Below are 19,986 nucleotides of genomic sequence, written 5' to 3' on the forward strand. Positions count from 1 at the left end.
CAATGACCAGCAAGCTCGTTGCTGGTCATTTTGTTATTTTTTTCCATATTGTGTTTCTGCCAGGGCCGTGAAATAGCCTGTCAGCATCGAAGCATCGTTCATGTTCATCATTTTCTTCAACAATTTCACCTTCAGATCGGCTGTCAATTGGCGCTTAAAGTCCGTCTTGGAAGTCCAATCACTAATTGGTGTTACACGTTCTTCGATGAACTGTTGCACCTCAATCGCGATTTCCTTCAACTCATAATCTGCCCGCGATTCACAAACTTCGTACAATTTGTTGTAGTATGGCTCTTGCATGTACGATAGACCACTGTCCGTCTTACCGCTTACTTTGTCCACCATCTCTTCGCGGACAGCATCTAGTCTTTCTAACAGCTCAAAGATCGTGAGTTGACGTTCCTTGTAACGTGCCAACAATTCCTCGACCCTTTGCTTCAGAGATGTATAGAACACCTCATCTTCACCTAGACGAACGGAAATTTCTTTCTTAATCGCGTGCTCCATCTGTGCCGCTTTTGTTTCTGGTAAAGTATTCTTCTGTAATTCTTCTTGAAAGGAAACATCCAAGATGGACACCGGATCTCTGGCATCAATACCTGCTGCATGCAAATAGTCGTGTACGAGCTGTCTAACCTTTTCCCCACAATCAGAAATATCCATACCATCATCAATGGAGAAGCGGGACTTCGCTAGTTGACGAATGGTTCCGACGCGTTTGAGATCATGTAGGAACCGCTCCGCCTTCGGACTCGGCATCACTTTGTCCATACTCTCTGCAAACCGTTTGTAAGCAATATCGAAGTCTGCTCGGACATCTTCCTCCACCAATCGTAGAACACTCTCTTCCCATTGCACAGGCCCCAATCCATCGAAGAAACGCATCGTAGCACGGTGACGCTGCTCCAGCCTCGGCAATTCATCATCGATCGATTGCAATGCCCCCTGTACATCGTTCGCACTAAAAATTTCGAGCGCTTGATCCAGGAATCGGGAGACACCAAAATAATCAACAATCAGGCCATATTTCTTGTTCGCATCGTATTTCCTATTCGTTCTGGCAATCGCTTGCAATAAATTATGTTCTCGAAGCGGCTTGTCCAAGTACATGACTTGCTCAATCGGCGCATCGAACCCTGTCAACAGCTTGTCACAGACGATTAATAGCGCTAGCTTATCCTCGGCGAATGGCTTCTTAAATCGCTCAATAAGCTGCTTCTCTTCTTCCTTTGAGATGTGATACTTTCGGAGCTCTTCTGTGTCATTTTGCCCCGCTGAGAAGATGACCGCCGTCTCAAACTGCCCCATCGCATACTGGTCGATGAGCTTCTTGTATTCAGTAGCTGCTGTACGGGATATTGCTACGACTTGGCCTTTATAACCATTTACAAGAATACGAGATTCAAAATGACGAACGATGTCTAATGCCACTTCTTTCATCCGCTCTGGTGCGGTTAACAGCAGTTGGTCATTGACATATTTTTGTTGCATCTTCTCTCTAGCCTCTTCATCATATTCGAAAAAGGTACGCGCAAACAGCTCATCAAGCGTATCGCCCTTCATATGTAAGCTTGGCAAGCGAGATTCATAATGAATTGCGACAGTAGCACCGTCTTCAACCGCTTGTTCGATTGTGTATTTATCAATGTAACCACCGAACTTGCCCGTCGTCGAACGCGTCTTCTTATCGATTGGCGTTCCCGTAAATCCGATAAAGGTCGCATTTGGCAATGCTTTGCGCATGTTGAGCGCAAACCCTTTGTACTGAGAACGGTGGGATTCATCCGTCATGACTATAATATTCTCGGACTGAGAAATAATCGGGAATGCCTTTTCCTCGTCGCCTTGGAACTTCTGAATGAGCGTCATGACCGTTGTGCCCGGTCCTTTTCCTAATTGTAGCTTCAAGTCCGTTACGGACGTGGCTTGTGTCGGATTGGGGAAACCTGATTGTTGAAATGTCTTCGTTATCTGATCATCCAAATCTTGACGATCTGTGACGATGACGAGCATCGGGTTCTCCAACGCTGCTTGTCGGCGTAACTTCATCGCCAGATAGACCATCGTCAACGATTTACCGGAGCCTTGCGTGTGCCAGACGACACCGCCTCGCAGGGAAGGTTTCTTCTCCTTCGTCATACGCTCCATTGTCTTGTTGACCGCTCGATACTGCTGATAGCGTGCCAGCTTTTTCACTTTGCCATCGAATACGATGAAGTTGCGCATGAGATCCAGCACCGCTTCTTTGCGCAACATCCCCGACACCATCACATCCTGGGCCCTATCACTGCCACTCTCTTCATACGTGTACGGATACGGGTCTTTCCACAGTCCATAATGCTGTGGTTTCGCAAAGATCGTTCCCACACGTGCCCGGTCCCGACTCGTCACGATGAGCATCTGGTTATACCAGAACAGCTTCTCGTTCGTTTCCATATAGCGCTCAAATTGACGAACTCCTTCGGGTAGCTGCTTCTCTGCTTGGAGCTTCGGACTTTTGCACTCGATCAGAATGAGTGGTAGACCGTTGATGTACAGGACGAGATCGGGGATTACTTTTCCTGCCGCATTTTCGTAAGTGATTTGGCCCGCGACGACAAAGTCGTTATTTTCCACTTGCTCGTAATCGAACAGGCGGACGGTTTGATTTTTTTTACCGGCCCCAACGTCTTGCATGACGGATATGCCTTGGCCGAATAGCCAATCGAATATTGTCTTATTCGCATGCCATAGGTCTTCTGCTTGCAAGGTGATGAACTGTTTCACGACCCGGTCTATATTGGTGGAGTCAATCCATGGGTTGAGCTTTTGAATGGCGCTGGCGAAGCGTTTTTCAAGAACGAGGCTTGCTTTTGATGTACGATCGTTTTCTAGGTGGGTACCTTTTATGTATGTATAGCCGTATTGTTGTAGCTGCTCAATAAAGGGGAGTTCGACTTCCGAATATTCTAAAGGATTCATCTTCGTTTCCTCCAAGTATGGAGTGACGGTTTGGTTATACCGTCACTCGCAATTGTCCTGTCAGTAGCTGCTGCATTAATCCTTTTTTTAGTTCGAGGTATTTTTGTTTTTCTTGTTCGTAGCTTTCGATTTGTTTGTCTACGGATGAGAGGATTGAGGCGATTTTTTGTTGTTCCGATAGGGAGGGGATGAGTATTTTAAAATCTTGAACATCTGCTTTAGTAATATTGGGATCTTTTCTACTGCTTGCAGCGTATTTCTTCCACAAATTCACTTTAGCATTTAGCCATATTTGTAAATATTTCGGGTCCAGATCGTTACTTGTTAAAACCAATGATGAAATTGCTTGATTAGTAGTTGCTTTAATTTTTAATAAACCAGTTCTACCGATTTGGTTATAGCCCCCATACATCGCAACCAATACAGTATTTTCATTATGAATAGTCAAAGATGTTTCTTCTAAAGCTTTCTCTGTTATATTTTCCGATGTTTCAACAATATCATCATTATTTAAATCGGTTGTTTTCACCCATGGAATAGTCCCATTTTCAAAATACTTTGATTCAGATCTTAATGGAGTCAAACCAGACTTAATATCTGTGACCTCACCAATTTTTTTCAAATCCCACAGTGCTGGAACCCTCCCAAGCTCCGTCTGCATAAATTCGGTATGCCCAATGCCTTTTGTCAGTAATTGCTGCATTAATCCGCGTTTCAGCTCTTTTGTTTTTTCGATCCGTTGTTCGGTATTCTCGATTTGTTCATCCACTGTCGTAAGGATTTCGGCTATTTTTTGTTGTTCTTCTAATGGGGGCTGTAAAAATTTCACCTTTGAAATATTAGATTTGGAAATACCTAGAACAGTACTACCTGTCGCTAAAGTTGCCAGTTGTTTTCTTACTTCTTCAGTCTTGAAACAAAACTGCTTATAGCCCAATATCAACTTATCTGCTTTTTCTCTCGCAACGATTGTATGGAGACCAGCAACAAACTCATGGGGAGTACTAATACGAACAACTACATTTTTACCTATATCTAGGTAATCCTCTGACGCATCTGCAAAAACAACATCCCCATCTTCTAAATAAGCATCTCTTCTTAACACATTGCTAGTCTCGTCAATTAGAGGTAACCAGGATTTATCGAATTCAGTATTAATTAAAGATCTTGATAACTTGTGGATATCACCATAGTGTAGATAGTAAGTATTGCCATTTCCCGTTTTACTTCTAGGTAAAGGTACGCCACCAATAATATTGAATACATCATCAATAGATTGTACATCCCATTCAACCGGGATCTCCCCGAGTTCCGTCATCTTGTAACCTTCACGAACCTTTAGCATTACACTTCACCCAATCCCAGCTCACGAAGATAGCCGTTCAGCTTCGCCTTAATTTTCGCCTGCTTCCCTTCCAACTCCGATAGTTCCACAATGACCGACTCAATATCCACTTTCTCTTCTTCCTCAGACTTATCAATATACCGAGTAATATTCAAGTTGTAATCATTATCCTTAATCTCATCCAGCGTCACAACTCGCGCATACTTCTCCACATCTACATACGCATCGAACGTCGCCACGATTTTCGCAATATCTTCATCCCGAAGCGTATTTTGATTTTTCCCCTCTTGGTACTTATCCTCTGCTGCGATGAACAGCACCGTACCCGCTCGTTCTGCTGCCTTATTCCGATTGAAGATCAACACACAAGCCGGAATACCCGTCCCATAGAACAAATTCGAAGGCAAGCCCACTACCGCTTCCAAAAAGTCAGCCTCTAACAATCCTTGTCGAATATTCCCTTCCGCTCCACCACGGAATAGCACACCATGCGGCATCACTATCCCAGCCTTGCCCTCTGCTTTGAGCGAAGCAATCATATGCTGAATAAACGCATAGTCACCCGCATTTTTAGGCGGGATACCATATTGAAATCGACCATACGGGTCATTCTCCGCTTCTTCACGCCCCCACTCTTTCAAGGAGAATGGAGGATTCGCGATTACACGGTCGAACATCATGATTTCTCCGTCTTCTACTAGCTTTGGCTCGCGAATCGTATCGCCTTTTACAATAGTATGATCAGGCAAGTTGTGCAGTAGCAAGTTCATCTTCGCAATTGACCATGTTCCCAGATTCTTCTCCTGCCCGTACAAAGATAACGATTTCGGGTTACCGTTATGTTCCTTCACATAATCTACAGACTGAATTAACATCCCGCCAGATCCACAAGTCGGGTCATACACACGCATGCCTTCCTGTGGCTTGATGAGCTTCACAATTAGTTCCACAACCTTGGATGGTGTATAGAACTCTCCACCCTTTTTCCCGGCATCGTCGGCGAACATTTTGATCAAATACTCGTATGCACGACCTAGCATATCTGGTTCGGACAGGTTCGCATTTCTCAGATCTAATAAGGAGAAATGCTGTAACAGCCGTTGCAGTACGCTGTCTGTCAACACTTCTTTCCGGTTAAAATCGATAGGTGTGAGAACGCCTTCAAGTGTGCGGTTCTCATTTTCCAGCGCTTCAAATGCTACGTTAATTGCGGAACCAATATCATCCGCATGCTTGCGAACTTCTCCCCAGCGAGCAGACACAGGCACGAAGAATTGGTATTGATCCGGGTCATCTGCGAGCATATGCCCGATCTCTTCGCCATGCTCCGTCACAAGCTCTTGGCGGCGCTCTTCAAAAACATCACTCAATCGTTTCAAAAATAACAGTCCGAATATGTAGTTCTTATAATCGCTCGAATCCACCGAACCGCGCAAAATGTCGGCTGATTTCCATAAATGAGATTCTAATTCCTGTAAGGATAACTGACTCATCTCGTTGCTTTACCCCCAATATCATCATAAACTTCCAAATAATCGTTTATTATTCATATACTTAGTTCTATCGTATCATGCAACAGCTTCGTTATCGATAGAAACTATCAACCATCGTTTACCCATCAGATTTACACCTGCACTGGGTAGTCCCACAAAAGAAAAAACCTTGCAAGACACGAAGCCTATCAAGGTTAGAAATTACTATTCATTTAATCAAACTAAACGTCTGACTATTATGTCATGCGTTATTTAATCGGGATATAAATCGTCATCTTCATCGCATCAGGATAACGCGAGCCCCACACATCCGTCACTTCAAAATCCGGCCCCTCGCCTCTCTCGTAATTCGAATTAGGCAGCCACGTTCCGTAAATGTACCGACGTGTGTTTTGCACCTGATCGACAGGCTCGTTCACCTTGAACTCCGCATATTTCCCCGCAGGCAAGACAAGTGAAGTGAAGCCCTCAGGCAGTTCATCCGGAAAGCTGTGCACCGCTTCCCCCACCACAAAAGAAAAGCTTCCGTCATCTGCAAATTCGCAGGCAATTCCATACGACATGTCTGCTGCCGCTTTATTCGGAATCCGCAAAAAATCTTGATTGCTGCCAAACGCTTGATAAAAGCCCGGGATGTCCGCGAAATACTTTTCATCCTGCAAGCTCGTCCGGTGACTGCGCCCAATAATCCAAATTTCGTCCAAAATCGTGATCGTCGGCTTGTTCATCGTGATCTCTCCTTTGATCGTTTGGCGAAAGGCCAAGAAGTCCATCTTGGCTAGATAAGGAAGCAAATGATTTTCTTTGCGATACCTTCCAGGTGTAATCCCGAACTGCTTCTCAAAAGCGCGTGTCAGTGCCTCCTGCGACTGGTATTGATAGGCCACAGCAATTTCGAGCACATTGTCACTTGTCTGTTTTAGCGCAAGTGCAGCTTCCGATAGCCTGCGCTTGCGAATGTACGCCTGTACGCTGAAGCCTGAGATTGCCTGAAACAGCCGCTGAAAATGAAACGCAGAGAAATGCGCTTGAGAAGCAATTTCTGTGATGTTCATTTCTTCCTGAAGATGCTCTTCCACATAATCAATCGCGTCCTGAATCCGCTTGTACGTGTCCATCTTTGACTTCCTTCACCTATTTTTTCTTTAGTATGCGGGAGATCACTGACATTTTTTTGATCAACTGTGCTATCTTTCAAGCTTTACGTCGTCAATCGCTCTACCAAAACGGGTGACAGTTCCTTCTCTTCCTTTTTCCCAACCAGCTGCTGTGTCCAAATCCGCTTATGCAGCATCTCAAATGCGTATTTTCCCATCAACGTACTGGAGCTGGATACAGTGGTGATCTCTAGCAGTTCTCCGATTGGCTGATCATCACAACCGACTACGGCTAAGTCTTCTGGTACGCTAATCCCCAACCTACTCGCTTCTTTGATAATCCCTGCCGCTATATGATTGCACGATACGATCATTGCTGTCGGCCGCTCTTCTGTTTGCAGCAATTTCCCCACGACATCCTTGCCGTCTTGGATCGTTAAACACTCTTCAAACGACCACTCAGCAGAGGGTGTTACGTCAATCGAACGCAGCTTTTCGTAATAGGCACGTTTGCGATGCTGACTGTTAAAGCTGTTTTTTCTGCCGATGCAATACCCGATCCGGCGATGCCCCTTCTTCATTAGATACTCCATCCCGATCAGAAACGTTTGATAGTGGTCGATATGAACACTCGAAACAGAGGTAGTATCATTTGCTTCACACGTGATGATAGGTCCGTATCCTGCATATTCATTGAGCGTTTCGCAAGAGCTGGACCTGGAGCACATGATTAGCCCGTCGATTTTTTTATTTTTGAGCAAGTGTAAGACACTGCGTTCTTGCTCGGGGTTGTTATTTGTTTGGCACACCATCAGTTTGTAATGATGCTGGACTGCTTCTGCTGCAATGCCTTCGATAATGGAGCTGTAATATTGGTTGTTGACGAGAGGTAATGTCACACCGATGACCATCGTTTTTCCGGTAGAGAGGTGGACTGCATTACTGTTTTGAACATAATTTTGTTCTTCAATAATCTTGAGAATCTCCGCGCGTTTTTTCTCGTTCACGTACGGATGGTTGTTAAGCACACGGGAAACGGTTGAAACGGATACACCTGCCAATTTCGCGATTTCTCTTATGTTAGCCACTCAGATTACTCCTCTAAGTCGGATCAGTAATTATTACATACATCAAAACACATTCCGCTTGCTCTGAAAAGCGTTCCACATATTATGCTCTCCTTATGTAGAATGAAAGGAGTCGTGTTTTGTGATTCGCTTAAAATTTGAATATCTCTTGTTTATCGTAGGCTTATTGATATTGGCGCTCGGGATCAACATGATGACGACCATTACATCCTTTGGTCTTAGCCCGTATGATTCTCTGTTTATTGCCCTGTATCAAAACTTCGGGGTATCGATTGGCTTCTGGATGTTTGCCATTAACCTGACCTTTGTCATCATCGTCCTTTTCATGGATCGCAGTTACATTACTTTCGGTGCCATTTTGGTCATGGTGCTAATCTCCCTCTTTGTCGATATGATCGGGTCCATCGATGCGCTTATGGCTGCTATCCGTACATTGCCGCCGCTTCTGACCATGGCACTCGGAAACATTTGCATCGGTAGTGGTATCGGGTTGTATGTGTGTACGCAAGTGTGCACAGCTCCCCAAGAGGCATTTGTACTGGTGATGTCGAAAAGATTAAAGTGGACATTCAGACGGACAGAAATTTTGCTGGCGTGCATGTTTCTTAGCGCAAGCTTCCTGCTAGATGGCCCGATTTATTACGGAACAGTCGTGCTGTCGTTTACGACTGGCTACATTATTCAAGCAGCAATTAACGTCGGGAATAAGATGCTCCGTCTCGTCAATCAAACGAAGGGGGCGGAGGCATAATAGGAGGAAAGCCTTGAGAAATTTTCGACCAAAAGTTGTGTGTTCCCTTGCAGTGAGCCTGTTTCTATTGCTTGTCGGTTGCTCCTCTTCTACTGGTCTCGTAAAAGCTAGCGGAGAAGTTTTTGCCCAGAGCGAAATTCACAGACTGACCCAAGATCCTGAAAACGTGACGCATTACCGGCCGATGCGTATTCAGGAAATGACACCGCAATTGCCTTCGTCTCTCCAAAGCAGAATCAAGCTCGTGGATAAAACGAAGCTGCCTTTTCCTGTCGAAAAAGAGATGGCCTATCTCGTCTCATTCTCTTCAGGCCCCGAAAAAGAAATGCGACACCAACTACAGCTGACATACGCGCAGGATAACGAAGCTCCTATTACGGAAAACTTCTTCATCGTACGTATGACAGAGACAGATGAAAATCCCTTGGCCCATGTAAAGCCATCTGCTTCTGGACTGGATTCGTTTGGGAACGTCATGCGCGTTGAGCCACTGACCGACGATATCACTTTCTATCATCATATCATCACGACGAACAGCTCTTATGTGTATAACTTTTACAAGTACGATGATGAAAATCAGGCAGTAAATCTAATCGTCACAAACGCCCATGAGATGGAGTTCTATGATCAAGGAATCTTGTATCATCTCGCGTACCACACCGGAAGCACTCAACTGGACCCTACCCTTCATGATCAGATGGTAGCGCTGGCGAAGGATTCATTTCTGTCCGTTCCTAAATGAAAAAGAAGGATTCCCCTGTAGGTCATACGACTGCGAGGCGGAATCCTTTTTTCTATCTCTTGACCTTCACGTGGCGTGAAGCTTTACGATATTTTCCAGTACGATCAAGGAACTGGAGGGTGAACAATGCCAAACCACGAACAAATTTATAAAAATCAAGCAGAACAGTACGATCTGATGATTTCTAGACAACCACGTCTGCTCGCTGTCATCGAAGAAATCACCCCCATCAAAGGACAGGACGTGATCGATCTGGGAGCTGGCTCAGGAAGACTTACGTCTGTGCTCGCTCCTCATGCCAAGTCCATTCTGGCTCTCGATGCTTCTGCTGCCATGCTAGAAGTGAATGCGCAACAACTGACGCAAGCCGGTCTTACCAATTGGAAAACCAACGTAGCGGATCATCGAGAACTTCCCGTAGACGATAATAGTGCGGATGTCCTCGTAGCAGGGTGGACGGTTTGTTACCTCACCAGTTCTGAAGTTCCCAACAACGAGCTCCATCTTGAAAAGATCATTCAGGAGATGAAACGCGTGCTTCGTCCTGGTGGCACGATCGTCATCATGGAGACGATGGGGACTGGATATGAGACACCTCACCCACCCCACTTTCTTACGCAGTACTATTCCTTGTTGGAAACCAAATACGGCTTCTCTCACAAATGGATTCGCTTGGACTATCAGTTTAAAGACATAGCGGAAGCAGAACGGCTTTCACGGTTTTTCTTTGGAGATGAGCTTGCGGACAGAGTCGCTCGGGAAAAGCTGGTGACATTGCCGGAATGTGCGGGGGTATGGTGGCTGACTGTATGAAAATAAAAAAGGCCAATCGGATTTTTCCGGCTGGCCTTACTATATACTCTGCTCTATTCTCTCACGAATCAGCTCTACAAGAACCTCGATATAGTCAGCCGAATCATTCAGAAATTCAGTAGAGACAAATTCCAGCCCGCAAGCTTCTGCTTTCATACGACAGTGGATTCTGCAATCGAAAATCGCCTCCACATTTTCGGTCAAAGACAGCAAGTCACAGACAACGACTGCCTTGCCACCTGACTCGGCCACCTTTTCGATCATCACAAGCACATCAGGCCCTAACCATTTCTGCGGAGCCGGTCCGGCGCTTCGGTAAGCGAGCAACCACTTTTTGCAATCGGATCGCAGAGCAACCTCTTCGGCCAGTTCCGTAAAAGCTTGGATGAACTCGTTGTTCACCTCTGGCACCCCCGGTTGGCTATGTGCCGTAAACAACACAGTCGCATCGGAACGATTTTCTATAGAGAGCCATTGCAGAGCAGTCCGCAGGCGAAGGCTGATCGCTTCTGCAATCCCCGGATAGCGGTGCCAATGATTGATTTCTACAACCGGAATGTTTGCACCGTTGGCCTCAAGCGCCTTTCGAACACTCTGATAATAGGCTGCCGTTCCCGTTCTCGAATACAAGGGCGATGTCGGAAACGCGTACAACTCGGTAACGCCGTCCGCGACCATTTGTTGAACCGTCTCGTGCACAAAAGGAGACGTATGCTTTGTAGCTTGATAGATCTTGATTCGCTCGCTACCTCCCATTTGATTCAACCGCCGCTCTAAGGCCAGCGCTTGCCGAGCTGTTACCGAGCCAAGCGGATCTGCAACGCCGATTGATTGAAAGCGTGTCTTGGCAGCCATCAACGTATCCGGCGAAGGGATTTTACCGTGAAACAGATGAGTATAAAAGGGCAGTATATCATCGATTGATTTCAATGAGGCATAAGACAACATGAGCAGGGCTTTCATCGTAATGGTTGCCACTCCTTTTCCATCATTCAAAACCTGTCGGGATGAAGCCACCGAGCGATTTCCTCTAGTGTATCAATACTGTAGCCGTTAGGATTCAACAGCTTTCTCGCGGGCATGCGCTTCACTTGTTCGTTTTTCACAGCCTGCAAGGTGGACCAGCCCGGAGCCTGCATGATGTCATTCATGTCATCTACTTTTCCTTCCTGCCATTCTACCAGCAAAATGTACTCCGGGTCTGCCTTGATAATCTGTTCGATGGTCGCTTTCGTCGTCCGACTTAAACCGAGGTTGTCCGCAGCATGCTTCGCGCCTGCGAGCCTAACGAGATCATACGAGATATTAGTGGACCCCATCAAATACGGACCCGTTCCCGGACCGAGCGGAGAAACAACGAGGACAGAAGGCTGGTTGGTCCCTTCGATTGCTTTTTTTACTTTCTCTGCTCTTCCCCTCATGTCTGCGACAATCTCTTCCGCCTTGGACGTTTCGCCTGTTGCCTTGCCAATCGTGAGGATATTCGCCATGACAGCATCCAGCGTGCTCCATGATTCCAGTGAAATAATCGGAATACCTGACTGTTGAAGCAGCGTATTCGCTTCTTTTTCTTTATCATGAAGCTTCGTCATGATCAATAGGTCTGCTTCATAAGACAAAATTTGTTCGGGATCGAGCGAGGTGGCCCCGGCAATTTTGTTTTTTACCTTGCTGCCTTCTTCCGTGCGATAAGCAAGGGAGCGGTTGCTGATGCTTTTCGGAACGACTGTCATTCGCTCCGGCTCAACCAGCTCCAAGACGACTTCTGCCGCATCAAGTGAAAGGGCCGCAATCCGTTGTGGCTTTTTAAGTATGGTCACTTCCTTACCGTCCACGGAGACGGTTATCGGATACTGTTGCTCCGCGCTTTGTGTGGTTGAATGGATTAGCGGTTGCTCGCTCTGGTCTTTTGGGCTTCCACATCCAGCTACCCATACGACAGTCAGCAGAATCATCCAGTTTATCGTCAAACGTTTTTTCTTGTTCATATGTAGGTACTCCTAATGAAAGTTATGGTGGGTGAAATCATTACGCTCTCCTAACGCTGTAACGGTAAGTGCGCCCAGCAACGGATCAATGCTCACGTTTGCATGCACATCGTAAGCTTTTTGGATGATGTCTGGTGTCAGCACTTCATCGGGTTTCCCCATGCTGAGTATTTCGCCTTGATGCAGCAGTACTAGCCTGTCGCAAAACCGGGCAGCAAGATTGAGGTCGTGCAAAGCAGCCATGGCTGTTATGCCTTTTCCCGTCAGCTTGCGCATCAGCTCCAGCACATACAACTGATAACGGATGTCCAAAGCAGAAATCGGCTCGTCCAGCAGGAGCAGCTGCGGATCTTGAGCCAAGGCTTTTGCGATCAATACCATTTGCCGTTGTCCACCAGACAAAGTGGTCGCCATTCGATCTGCCAAATGTAACGTCGTTGTTTGTTGCATTGCTTTCTGCGCCATGATGCGATCAAGCTGACGTTCCGAGCCAAAGCGGGACAAATGCGGATGCCTTCCCATTAGCACAATCTCTCTTACTGAAAAATCAAAATCAATAGACGTATCCTGTGGCACATAGCCGATGATGCGTGCAAGCTGCTTGCTCTTATACTCCGCGATTGGTCTTCCGAGAATTTTCAGCTGTCCAGACGAGGGGGGTGTTAATCCTGCCACCATCCGCAATAACGTCGATTTGCCACTGCCATTGGGTCCAATGAGCCCGATGAACTCTCCTGCTTGTGCAGAAAACGAAAGCTCACGCAAAATGGGACAGCCATCGATCCAGATTGATATCTTTTCTGCCGCCACAATGTTCATGTCGTCCTCCCTCCTTTGCGAGATCGCAATATCAACGCGATAAACAGCGGTGCTCCAATACAAGCACAGACAACACCGACCTGCAAAGTCACTGGCTGCAGGACCATTCTTGAGACAACATCAGCCAGAACAAGAAAAATGGCGCCTCCAAAGGCACTCGCTGGCAGCAAAAATCGATGATCGGGTCCGGTCAAAAGACGGATCATATGGGGAACAACGAGGCCGACAAACCCGATGATGCCACTAACAGCTACCGCGGAGCCAGTCATGAGGGAAGCGAGTGCGAGCAAAATGTAGCGTGTTCTGCGTACATTCACACCGGAGCTTGCTGCCTGGTCGTCGCCCAACAGCATCATGTTCAGATGACGTCCGAATAAAAGGGTGATCAGACACCCGGCAAGAATGGGCAGTATGATCAATTGCACATGCTCCCAGGTTCGCGCTTCCAAACCCCCTTGGAGCCAAAAAATGATACTGCGCAGCTCCTGATCGTTGGTTGAGCTCGCCATCATAATGTTAATCAGCGCTGACAATAGTGAATTGATGCCGATTCCAAGCAACAGCAATGTAGCAATCGATCGGCTTCGGCTTCCCCGCCAGACAGCCAGAATGACGATCACAGCAAGAACGGCACCCATGAATGCAGATAAGGGCAGTGCCCACAGGCTGAATTGACTCCACCCAAAGAATAGCGCGCATACAGCTCCGACCGCGGCTCCGCTGGAAACCCCGACATATCCTGGCTCCACCAACGGATTACGAAACACACCTTGCATAGCTGCCCCCGATATCCCAAGCGCTGCACCAATCAACGCTCCGACGAGAATACGCGGTAGCCGAACTTCTGAGATGACCAGTAGTTCCCGCTCAGTAAAGTTTGTTTCCATGTGTACTCCCAGCTTTCCCAAAATGATGGCGATTGTCTGCTCAAAGGGGATAGGTACAGGCCCGACTGAACTGGCGAATACAATCACAGCAAAGAGCGCCAAGCACAAGCCAATCATTGAAAAGAGAAAGCAATGAAACCCCTGTTTGTTCGGAAGTGGCATTTCTTCCCTGGCCAACCTTTCGGATGGTGATTGAGCTGAATACATATTCGTATCCTTTCTGCACAACGCCATGTTTTTTTACCTAAGAAAAAAGTTTTTCCTTAAGGCAAAACTTATTTGAAAATCATTCTACAGCATGCCATGCTGTTCTTGCAATCCCAACGAGAACAAAAAAAGACGGCTCCTCATCCATTCAGGAGCCATCCCGTCTATTTTCTTATTTTTTCACAGTAGGCATGACACCCTCTGGAATCGGGCACACATACGTTTGACCGCCCAGACGCTGTTTCAGCTCGGCTTTTGCCTGTTCAATCAGCTCCGGATGATTTAGCATGTCAATGGCTGTAGAAGCCATGACTTTCCCCGCATGCAGCATCCCTTTATGTGCCAAGGATGTCGCCCCGAGAGACACCCATTGCCAGGAGTGCAGCGTGGAGCCGTTCATATAGCACGCAGTCGTGCATTGTGCGGTCGGCGCAATCCAGCTCACATCTCCTACATCTGTAGAGCCGTTCAGCGGGATTTTTGATCCGTCGAATGGATGGAGCCATGTCACCATGTCTGGAGCAGGCATGTCCGGTGACTGCTTTTCCGAAGTAGCGAGCTCCTGCTTGGACAGCGTCGCACGCATTTCTTTTGCCAATTGCAGTTCTGCTTCGTCATGCACAGGGACGCCCAGCTCCTGGAAGTTTTTGTACATGACCTCTTCGAGCAGCTTGTTTTGTACGAGGTTCGAGCACGCTTTGTCGAATACGATCTCTACCTCGGTTTCGGTCATGAGCGCAGCGCCTTGCGCAATTTTGCATACGCGCTCGTAAATCTCCTGTACTTGATCAACCTTTGGCGCACGTACGAGATAGAGCACCTCTGCCTTTGGTTGAACCACATTTGGCGACAAGCCGCCGGAGTTCGTGATGGCATAGTGCACACGTGCTTCCGGGATAATGTGCTCACGCAAGTAGTTCACGCCGACGTTCATCAATTCCACTGCATCCAGTGCGCTTCGACCGAGATGTGGACTTGCTGCCGCATGGGCACTCTTCCCTTTGAACTTGAAGTAAATTTGATAGTTCGCGAGTGAATCGATGGACATGATGCTGTTATAGCCCATTGGGTGCCAGCAAAGTGCGAAGTCCACGTCGTCAAACAGTCCTGCTCGCGCCATGAACGCTTTCCCGGAACCGCCTTCTTCCCCTGGGCAGCCGTAGTAACGAACAGTCCCTGTCATGTCGTTCTCTTCCATGTACGCTTTCACTGCAACGGCTGCCGCAAGAGAAGCGGTACCGAGCAAGTTGTGTCCGCACCCATGGCCGTTTGCGCCTGCTACGAGAGGCTCTTCTGTAGTTTGGCCTTTTTTTTGGCTCATGCCCGACAGAGCATCGAACTCTCCCAGAATCGCCACGATAGGATTGCCGCTGCCAAAACTTCCGATGAAGGCCGTTTTGATTCCGCCTACTCCGCGCTCAACCGTGAACCCTTCTCCTTCGAGTGTTTGAGCCAGCAGTTCTGCAGATTGGTACTCTTCAAAACGCGTCTCCGCGAAATCCCAAATCTGGTCGCTCACCTTGATGAAGGTATCTCGTTTTTTCTCAATCATTTCTGCAATTCGTTTGGTATGCATTCGCAAACATCCTCTCTGCCCTCGTTGTCCACGTGCTTTTCCGCTCAGGTAGGAACGTTTTTCACGTCAGCAATCGTCTTGCAATTCGGTTCAAAAGCGCTACGCTGCGTGGCAAAATCTCTTCTTGTATATCGAATTTCGGATGGTGGTGAGGCGCCGGGATATCCGTACCGATTGCCATGTACGTTCCTTTTCCGCCACGATCCTGAACGCGTTTAATCATAAAGCTGGCATCTTCACTGCCCATTGAGTTGTAAGCGCCGTGCTTAAAGGAATGGAAGCCTTCTACCTGCTTGGCTTCTTCCAGTGCCAGCTCTGCCATCTCCACATCGTAATTGATCGGGATTGCTCCCCCGACGACTTCGATTTTGTAGTCGAGCTCATGCATAGCTGCACTGTGCGCGATGATGTTGCGTACGCGGTTTTCTACTTCTGCATTTACTTCTTCGGTAATGGAGCGAGTCTCCACAACCATCTTGGCATAAGCCGGAATGATATTCGCTGCTGTTCCGCCTTCTAGCACACCCACATTGATTCTCGTATCACCAGTGCTGAAGCGAGGAATCGCATGAATGTTCAACAGGGCGGTAGCCGCTCCGAGCAATGCATTTTTCCCTTGTTCTGGCGACGCACCAGCATGAGAAGAAACACCGTAGAAATGCGCCATCATTTTCGTGGTAGCCAAAAATCCATAGGAGCCGCCGTGTACCTCACCCAGCGGCACATTGACACCCAAATGGTTGCAGAAAATATAGTCAACATCGTCCAAATGGCCTTTTTCCACAATCGCGTATGCACCGCGAACACCTTCTTCGGCTGGTTGGAAGATCAGTTTGAGCGTACCGGAAAAATCTCCTGCTGCAAGCACTTCTGCCAATCCCAAGCCAATCGTGGTATGGCCGTCGTGAGCGCAGGCATGCATGTTGCCTTCATAATGGGAGCGGAAGCCATTCGCTTGTGGAAAATGGTCTTGCTCCGTACTTTCCAATACAGGCAGTGCATCCATGTCAAAACGAAAAGCAACCGTTGGTCCAGGTGCCTTCCCTTTCTTCACACCGATCACTGCTGTATAGCCACCGCGCATTTTTTCAACGATCGCCGGGTTTGCACCGTCACGCAAAGCTCTTTCATACGCTGCCTCAAGAGCCGCCTCAGAAGGCAAGCCCCGACGGGAATCTCCATCGATTGCTTCTTGTCCGTATATGACATCATAGCCGAGGGACGTCAAAATCTCTACTACCTTGGAAGCGGTACGGAACTCCGTAAAACCCACCTCTGGATGTCTATGAAAATCTCTTCGCAACGAAACCAGATCCAACATCGTTCAATTCCTCCTGTTAACTCTGGAGCATGTCTTTTTCCATGCCCAGGTCCGATAGGCAAGCTCTAGAAATATGAGAAGACCGGCAAATGTAAACCCTTACAATATACGAATATTAAAAGACATTTTCGCTTAATTGAATTATATAGTTGCCTCTCTGTTTTTTCAATAGAAGTTGTTAGACTTCTTGAAAAATAGAAACTTTTCCCGGCTGTTGTGGTGGGGAGGAAACAGGAGAAAACGCTCAGCTTCTAGGGCCACCCCCTGGGGGATTGACTGCACGACTCCATGCAAAAAGCGAAACCGCGTTCAAAGTGGTCCACTCAGGATGTATCTCAGAGGTGGACGCTTAAGAGCGTGTTTCGCTTTTTGTATGGAGTCTCGGTCGATGTCCCTAAGATCTTCGCTTATTTCTCCTGTTTCCTCTACGAGCTTTCAGTGTGAATCCGATTTTTAAAAGCCCTAAAAGATTGAAGAATGTCAGCAGTTACGACAGAGAAGAATATTTCCAGACGTAGCGACTTGTGGAGTCCTACCGAGCGGAGAAGGGATTTGCGGGCAGTCTAACCCCCAGCAGGACGAAGCCTGGAGCCTAGACTGGAAATATTCTTCTCTTCACCGCAGCCCCATAATGAAAAAACACCCGAACATCACGTCGGGTGCCCTCATTTTTTAAGCTGATAAAGCTTCTTCGGTCGTCCACGTACAGCCTGCTGCTCTTCCCCGCTGAACTCGGCCAAATTTACTTCGCACAAGCTGCCCATGATTCGCTGTGCATTCCGTACCGTCATCGACAAATGCGAAGCGATATCCGTCGTCGAAAACGAATTCCAGCCCATACGCTGAACCAACGCACGCAGCTTATGATATGATTTGACACTTACATTGGCTCGGTTCAGCTTTTCCAACAGCTCGCGATCACTGGAGCGGAACGAATAGGCGAGCTCCTCTGTTTCTCCCACCGATTCCATCATGACGCCATTATCCTGTACGACGACAATGCCCGCCCCCGGTCGTTCTTTTGCGTGCTGGATTGCTTTTCGCGCATTGTTTTCCGCAGAAAATGCTGTATCTCCAAAGCCCACACCTACTGCAACCGGAACCTCTGCCTCCAAAGAGAGCTGTTCCACTGTAAGTCGTAGCATTTCAATCTCTCGTTGAATCGCACCACGCGAGCTAAAAATCTGGTAGCGTCCGTTGCCATTTGCCAGCAGAGAGCCATCCAGCCTATCGCAGAGCGCAAGCAGAATTTGTCTGATCTTCAGCTCCAGATGCTGCAAGTAAAAGCGCGTGCTAGTCCGCTCGGGAATCTTGTCAAACTGCTCCAGCTCAATGATCTCTACCCCAATTTGTGTATCCTTGAAATAGGAGCTTTTCACCTTTTCAATGACGATTTTCATTGCCTGACGAATCTCCATTTTCGTCATCAGGACACGATAGACAGGAATGCCTTCCTCGCGCAGCGCATGTTCAACCACAGAAAATGTGGTGAACGCTCCTTGTGTCTTGCCTTCACGCCAGAGCGATACATGAAACTGCGTGATCGCATCCAAGTCAAAATTCTCGTCATACATACTGACATAAATCTCCTCATCAGGTATGTCCAGCTCCGACATCGCCTCGCTCAAATGCAATCCTTCCGAGTCAATCATATCAATGGAGACACGGTTTACCGCAGTCTTTTGATCAATCGACATCTGGATGAAGCAACGATACAGATTCGAACCGTTCGGTGGGCAATACACGAGATTGGCATCCGGGCTGAGCACGTTTTTGGCGATGGTAAACGGAATCGGACCTGAGAAAAACCATCCGTTTAATTCTGGATGATGCTCCAGAACGATTTTACTCACATCCCGTACATCTTCATAACGAAAAGGAACAAATTCGATCTCATGCTCAAACTCATTGGCAACCGCCAGTATCCGCTCCACCGAAGGAAACGGTCCTACAACACCGATTCTATACATAAGGGCGTTTTCTCCTACCTGGTCATGATCGACACCTTTTCCTCATTCATATCATGTGCCGTTCTCTTTGTCTACTGGATGCCAAGCATGCTGTACTACGCTTGCTCCATGATTTGCATAACCATTTGTTCGAGTGAAGCAGTGGGCTTGCCGATGATTCTCTCCAAATCCGTCGTCGTGCTGCTCGTATCAATTTGCATCAAGAAGCGATACAGCCAACTTTCTGCAACAGGGTCCTCCCGATGCCTGATAGATTTGTCTGTATGTGCCGTCAACACTTCAGCCAGCTCTGCGAAATTCCAAGCTCGGGAAGCCGTAAGCTCGTAAGTCTGATTTTCGTGCCCCTCTGTGCTGATGACAGTGGCAGCAGCCAATGAAAGATCCTCGCGTGTCACTGTATGAAAGCTCCACTTGCCAGGGTATGTAAGGAGCTCTCCTGTTTCGATTGCCTGCTGAATACCAAATGCCGCAATCACATCACTGTAAAGTCCATTCCGCAGAAACGTATACGGTATCCCTGTCGTGCGAATGGCGTGTTCCGTTGCCATATGGAGATGCGTGAGCGAGATATTTGCTTTTTCCAAAAAGGCAAAGCTGGTATACACCACGTGAGTGATATTTGCTTTTTTCGCCGCTTCTATGACATGACTATGCTGTCGTACACGAACGGTATCATCAGTGTGTGGGCTGGAAATAAACAAAAGCTTCGTGCCGTCCGCAAAAGAGCGCTCCAGAGACAGAGGGTCATCATAATCCGCCTGTCTTACCTCAATTCCCAACTCTCTTAGCCGTGTCGCTTTGTCCAGTCGGCGCACACAGGCAATGAGGCGTTCTCTTTCCACCCTTTTCAAAAGCTGTTCGATAATCAAGCTCCCTAGTTTGCCCGTTGCTCCTGTGATGAGAATGGCCATGCTTTTGCTTTTCCCCC

The 19,986-nt window shown here is 47.5% G+C and carries 16 protein-coding genes; 3 read left to right on the forward strand and 13 right to left on the reverse strand.

The features are described 5' to 3' along the window. Positions 1-33 precede the first annotated feature (33 nt). From C7R92_RS07565 to C7R92_RS07585, 5 genes are all read right to left on the reverse strand, one after another. The gene (locus tag C7R92_RS07565) at positions 34-2,961 is read right to left on the reverse strand and encodes a type I restriction endonuclease subunit R (protein WP_106833770.1); all 2,928 of its coding nucleotides are present in this window, start codon (positions 2,959-2,961) and stop codon (positions 34-36) included. Positions 2,962-2,995: 34 nt separating this feature from the next. Beyond that, positions 2,996-4,306 carry a restriction endonuclease subunit S gene (locus tag C7R92_RS07570; protein WP_106833771.1) on the reverse strand — a complete coding sequence of 437 codons (1,311 nt, stop codon included), beginning with the start codon at positions 4,304-4,306 and terminating at the stop codon, positions 2,996-2,998. After that, positions 4,306-5,799: a type I restriction-modification system subunit M gene (locus C7R92_RS07575; protein ID WP_106833772.1), complete on the reverse strand. Its 1,494-nt coding sequence runs from the start codon at positions 5,797-5,799 to the stop codon at positions 4,306-4,308. The genes C7R92_RS07570 and C7R92_RS07575 overlap by 1 nt, the downstream gene beginning before the upstream one ends. Before the next feature lie 248 nt (positions 5,800-6,047). Next, complete coding sequence (locus C7R92_RS07580) at positions 6,048-6,917, reverse strand: AraC family transcriptional regulator (protein ID WP_106833773.1); 870 nt, start codon at positions 6,915-6,917, stop codon at positions 6,048-6,050. 83 nt (positions 6,918-7,000) lie between these two features. Further along, positions 7,001-7,984 (reverse strand): LacI family DNA-binding transcriptional regulator, encoded by a 984-nt coding sequence (locus C7R92_RS07585; protein WP_106833774.1) that lies wholly within the window; start codon positions 7,982-7,984, stop codon positions 7,001-7,003. A gap of 121 nt (positions 7,985-8,105) precedes the next feature. Here C7R92_RS07585 and C7R92_RS07590 point away from each other — a divergent pair, with 121 nt between their 5' ends. The 3 genes from C7R92_RS07590 to C7R92_RS07600 all read left to right on the forward strand — a co-directional run bounded on the left by C7R92_RS07590 (position 8,106) and on the right by C7R92_RS07600 (position 10,290). After that, on the forward strand, positions 8,106-8,735 hold the full coding sequence (locus C7R92_RS07590; RefSeq protein WP_017249950.1) for a YczE/YyaS/YitT family protein: 630 nt from the start codon (positions 8,106-8,108) through the stop codon (positions 8,733-8,735). Positions 8,736-8,748: 13 nt separating this feature from the next. Continuing rightward, a complete protein-coding gene (locus C7R92_RS07595; RefSeq protein WP_106833775.1) occupies positions 8,749-9,477 on the forward strand; it encodes a hypothetical protein in 729 nt (242 codons plus the stop codon). 126 nt (positions 9,478-9,603) lie between these two features. Further along, positions 9,604-10,290 carry a class I SAM-dependent methyltransferase gene (locus C7R92_RS07600; RefSeq protein ID WP_106833776.1) on the forward strand — a complete coding sequence of 229 codons (687 nt, stop codon included), beginning with the start codon at positions 9,604-9,606 and terminating at the stop codon, positions 10,288-10,290. A gap of 39 nt (positions 10,291-10,329) precedes the next feature. On the opposite strand, the gene C7R92_RS07605 is transcribed toward C7R92_RS07600, so the two are convergent. From C7R92_RS07605 to C7R92_RS07645, 8 genes are all read right to left on the reverse strand, one after another. Continuing rightward, positions 10,330-11,307 (reverse strand): ferrochelatase, encoded by a 978-nt coding sequence (locus C7R92_RS07605; protein WP_244195682.1) that lies wholly within the window; start codon positions 11,305-11,307, stop codon positions 10,330-10,332. Further along, positions 11,283-12,278 carry an ABC transporter substrate-binding protein gene (locus tag C7R92_RS07610; RefSeq protein WP_106833777.1) on the reverse strand — a complete coding sequence of 332 codons (996 nt, stop codon included), beginning with the start codon at positions 12,276-12,278 and terminating at the stop codon, positions 11,283-11,285. The genes C7R92_RS07605 and C7R92_RS07610 overlap by 25 nt, the downstream gene beginning before the upstream one ends. Before the next feature lie 12 nt (positions 12,279-12,290). Beyond that, the gene (locus C7R92_RS07615) at positions 12,291-13,097 is read right to left on the reverse strand and encodes an ABC transporter ATP-binding protein (RefSeq protein WP_106833778.1); all 807 of its coding nucleotides are present in this window, start codon (positions 13,095-13,097) and stop codon (positions 12,291-12,293) included. After that, positions 13,094-14,146 (reverse strand): FecCD family ABC transporter permease, encoded by a 1,053-nt coding sequence (locus C7R92_RS07620; protein WP_244195683.1) that lies wholly within the window; start codon positions 14,144-14,146, stop codon positions 13,094-13,096. The genes C7R92_RS07615 and C7R92_RS07620 overlap by 4 nt, the downstream gene beginning before the upstream one ends. Positions 14,147-14,363: 217 nt before the next feature. Continuing rightward, positions 14,364-15,767 (reverse strand): M20 family metallopeptidase, encoded by a 1,404-nt coding sequence (locus C7R92_RS07625; protein ID WP_106833779.1) that lies wholly within the window; start codon positions 15,765-15,767, stop codon positions 14,364-14,366. A gap of 61 nt (positions 15,768-15,828) precedes the next feature. Further along, positions 15,829-17,088: an amidohydrolase gene (locus C7R92_RS07630; protein ID WP_106833780.1), complete on the reverse strand. Its 1,260-nt coding sequence runs from the start codon at positions 17,086-17,088 to the stop codon at positions 15,829-15,831. 665 nt (positions 17,089-17,753) lie between these two features. After that, the gene (locus C7R92_RS07640) at positions 17,754-19,058 is read right to left on the reverse strand and encodes a hypothetical protein (RefSeq protein WP_106833781.1); all 1,305 of its coding nucleotides are present in this window, start codon (positions 19,056-19,058) and stop codon (positions 17,754-17,756) included. Between the two features lie 95 nt (positions 19,059-19,153). Continuing rightward, positions 19,154-19,969, reverse strand: a complete 816-nt coding sequence (locus C7R92_RS07645; RefSeq protein ID WP_106833782.1) for an SDR family oxidoreductase — start codon at positions 19,967-19,969, stop codon at positions 19,154-19,156. Positions 19,970-19,986 lie beyond the last annotated feature (17 nt).

Origin of the sequence: Brevibacillus porteri, from assembly GCF_003013475.1 — a bacterium.
In the GTDB taxonomy this organism is placed as follows: Bacteria; Bacillota; Bacilli; order Brevibacillales; family Brevibacillaceae; genus Brevibacillus; species Brevibacillus porteri.

Coding starts and splice junctions, on each gene's coding strand:
- C7R92_RS07645 (WP_106833782.1), bottom strand. CDS start 19,969: ATGGCCATTCTCATCACAGGAGCAACGGGCAAACTAGGGAGCTTGATT.
- C7R92_RS07565 (WP_106833770.1), bottom strand. CDS start 2,961: ATGAATCCTTTAGAATATTCGGAAGTCGAACTCCCCTTTATTGAGCAG.
- C7R92_RS07620 (WP_244195683.1), bottom strand. CDS start 14,146: ATGCCACTTCCGAACAAACAGGGGTTTCATTGCTTTCTCTTTTCAATG.
- C7R92_RS07625 (WP_106833779.1), bottom strand. CDS start 15,767: ATGCATACCAAACGAATTGCAGAAATGATTGAGAAAAAACGAGATACC.
- C7R92_RS07630 (WP_106833780.1), bottom strand. CDS start 17,088: ATGTTGGATCTGGTTTCGTTGCGAAGAGATTTTCATAGACATCCAGAG.
- C7R92_RS07615 (WP_106833778.1), bottom strand. CDS start 13,097: ATGAACATTGTGGCGGCAGAAAAGATATCAATCTGGATCGATGGCTGT.
- C7R92_RS07580 (WP_106833773.1), bottom strand. CDS start 6,917: ATGGACACGTACAAGCGGATTCAGGACGCGATTGATTATGTGGAAGAG.
- C7R92_RS07640 (WP_106833781.1), bottom strand. CDS start 19,058: ATGTATAGAATCGGTGTTGTAGGACCGTTTCCTTCGGTGGAGCGGATA.
- C7R92_RS07610 (WP_106833777.1), bottom strand. CDS start 12,278: ATGAACAAGAAAAAACGTTTGACGATAAACTGGATGATTCTGCTGACT.
- C7R92_RS07570 (WP_106833771.1), bottom strand. CDS start 4,306: ATGCTAAAGGTTCGTGAAGGTTACAAGATGACGGAACTCGGGGAGATC.
- C7R92_RS07600 (WP_106833776.1), top strand. CDS start 9,604: ATGCCAAACCACGAACAAATTTATAAAAATCAAGCAGAACAGTACGAT.
- C7R92_RS07575 (WP_106833772.1), bottom strand. CDS start 5,799: ATGAGTCAGTTATCCTTACAGGAATTAGAATCTCATTTATGGAAATCA.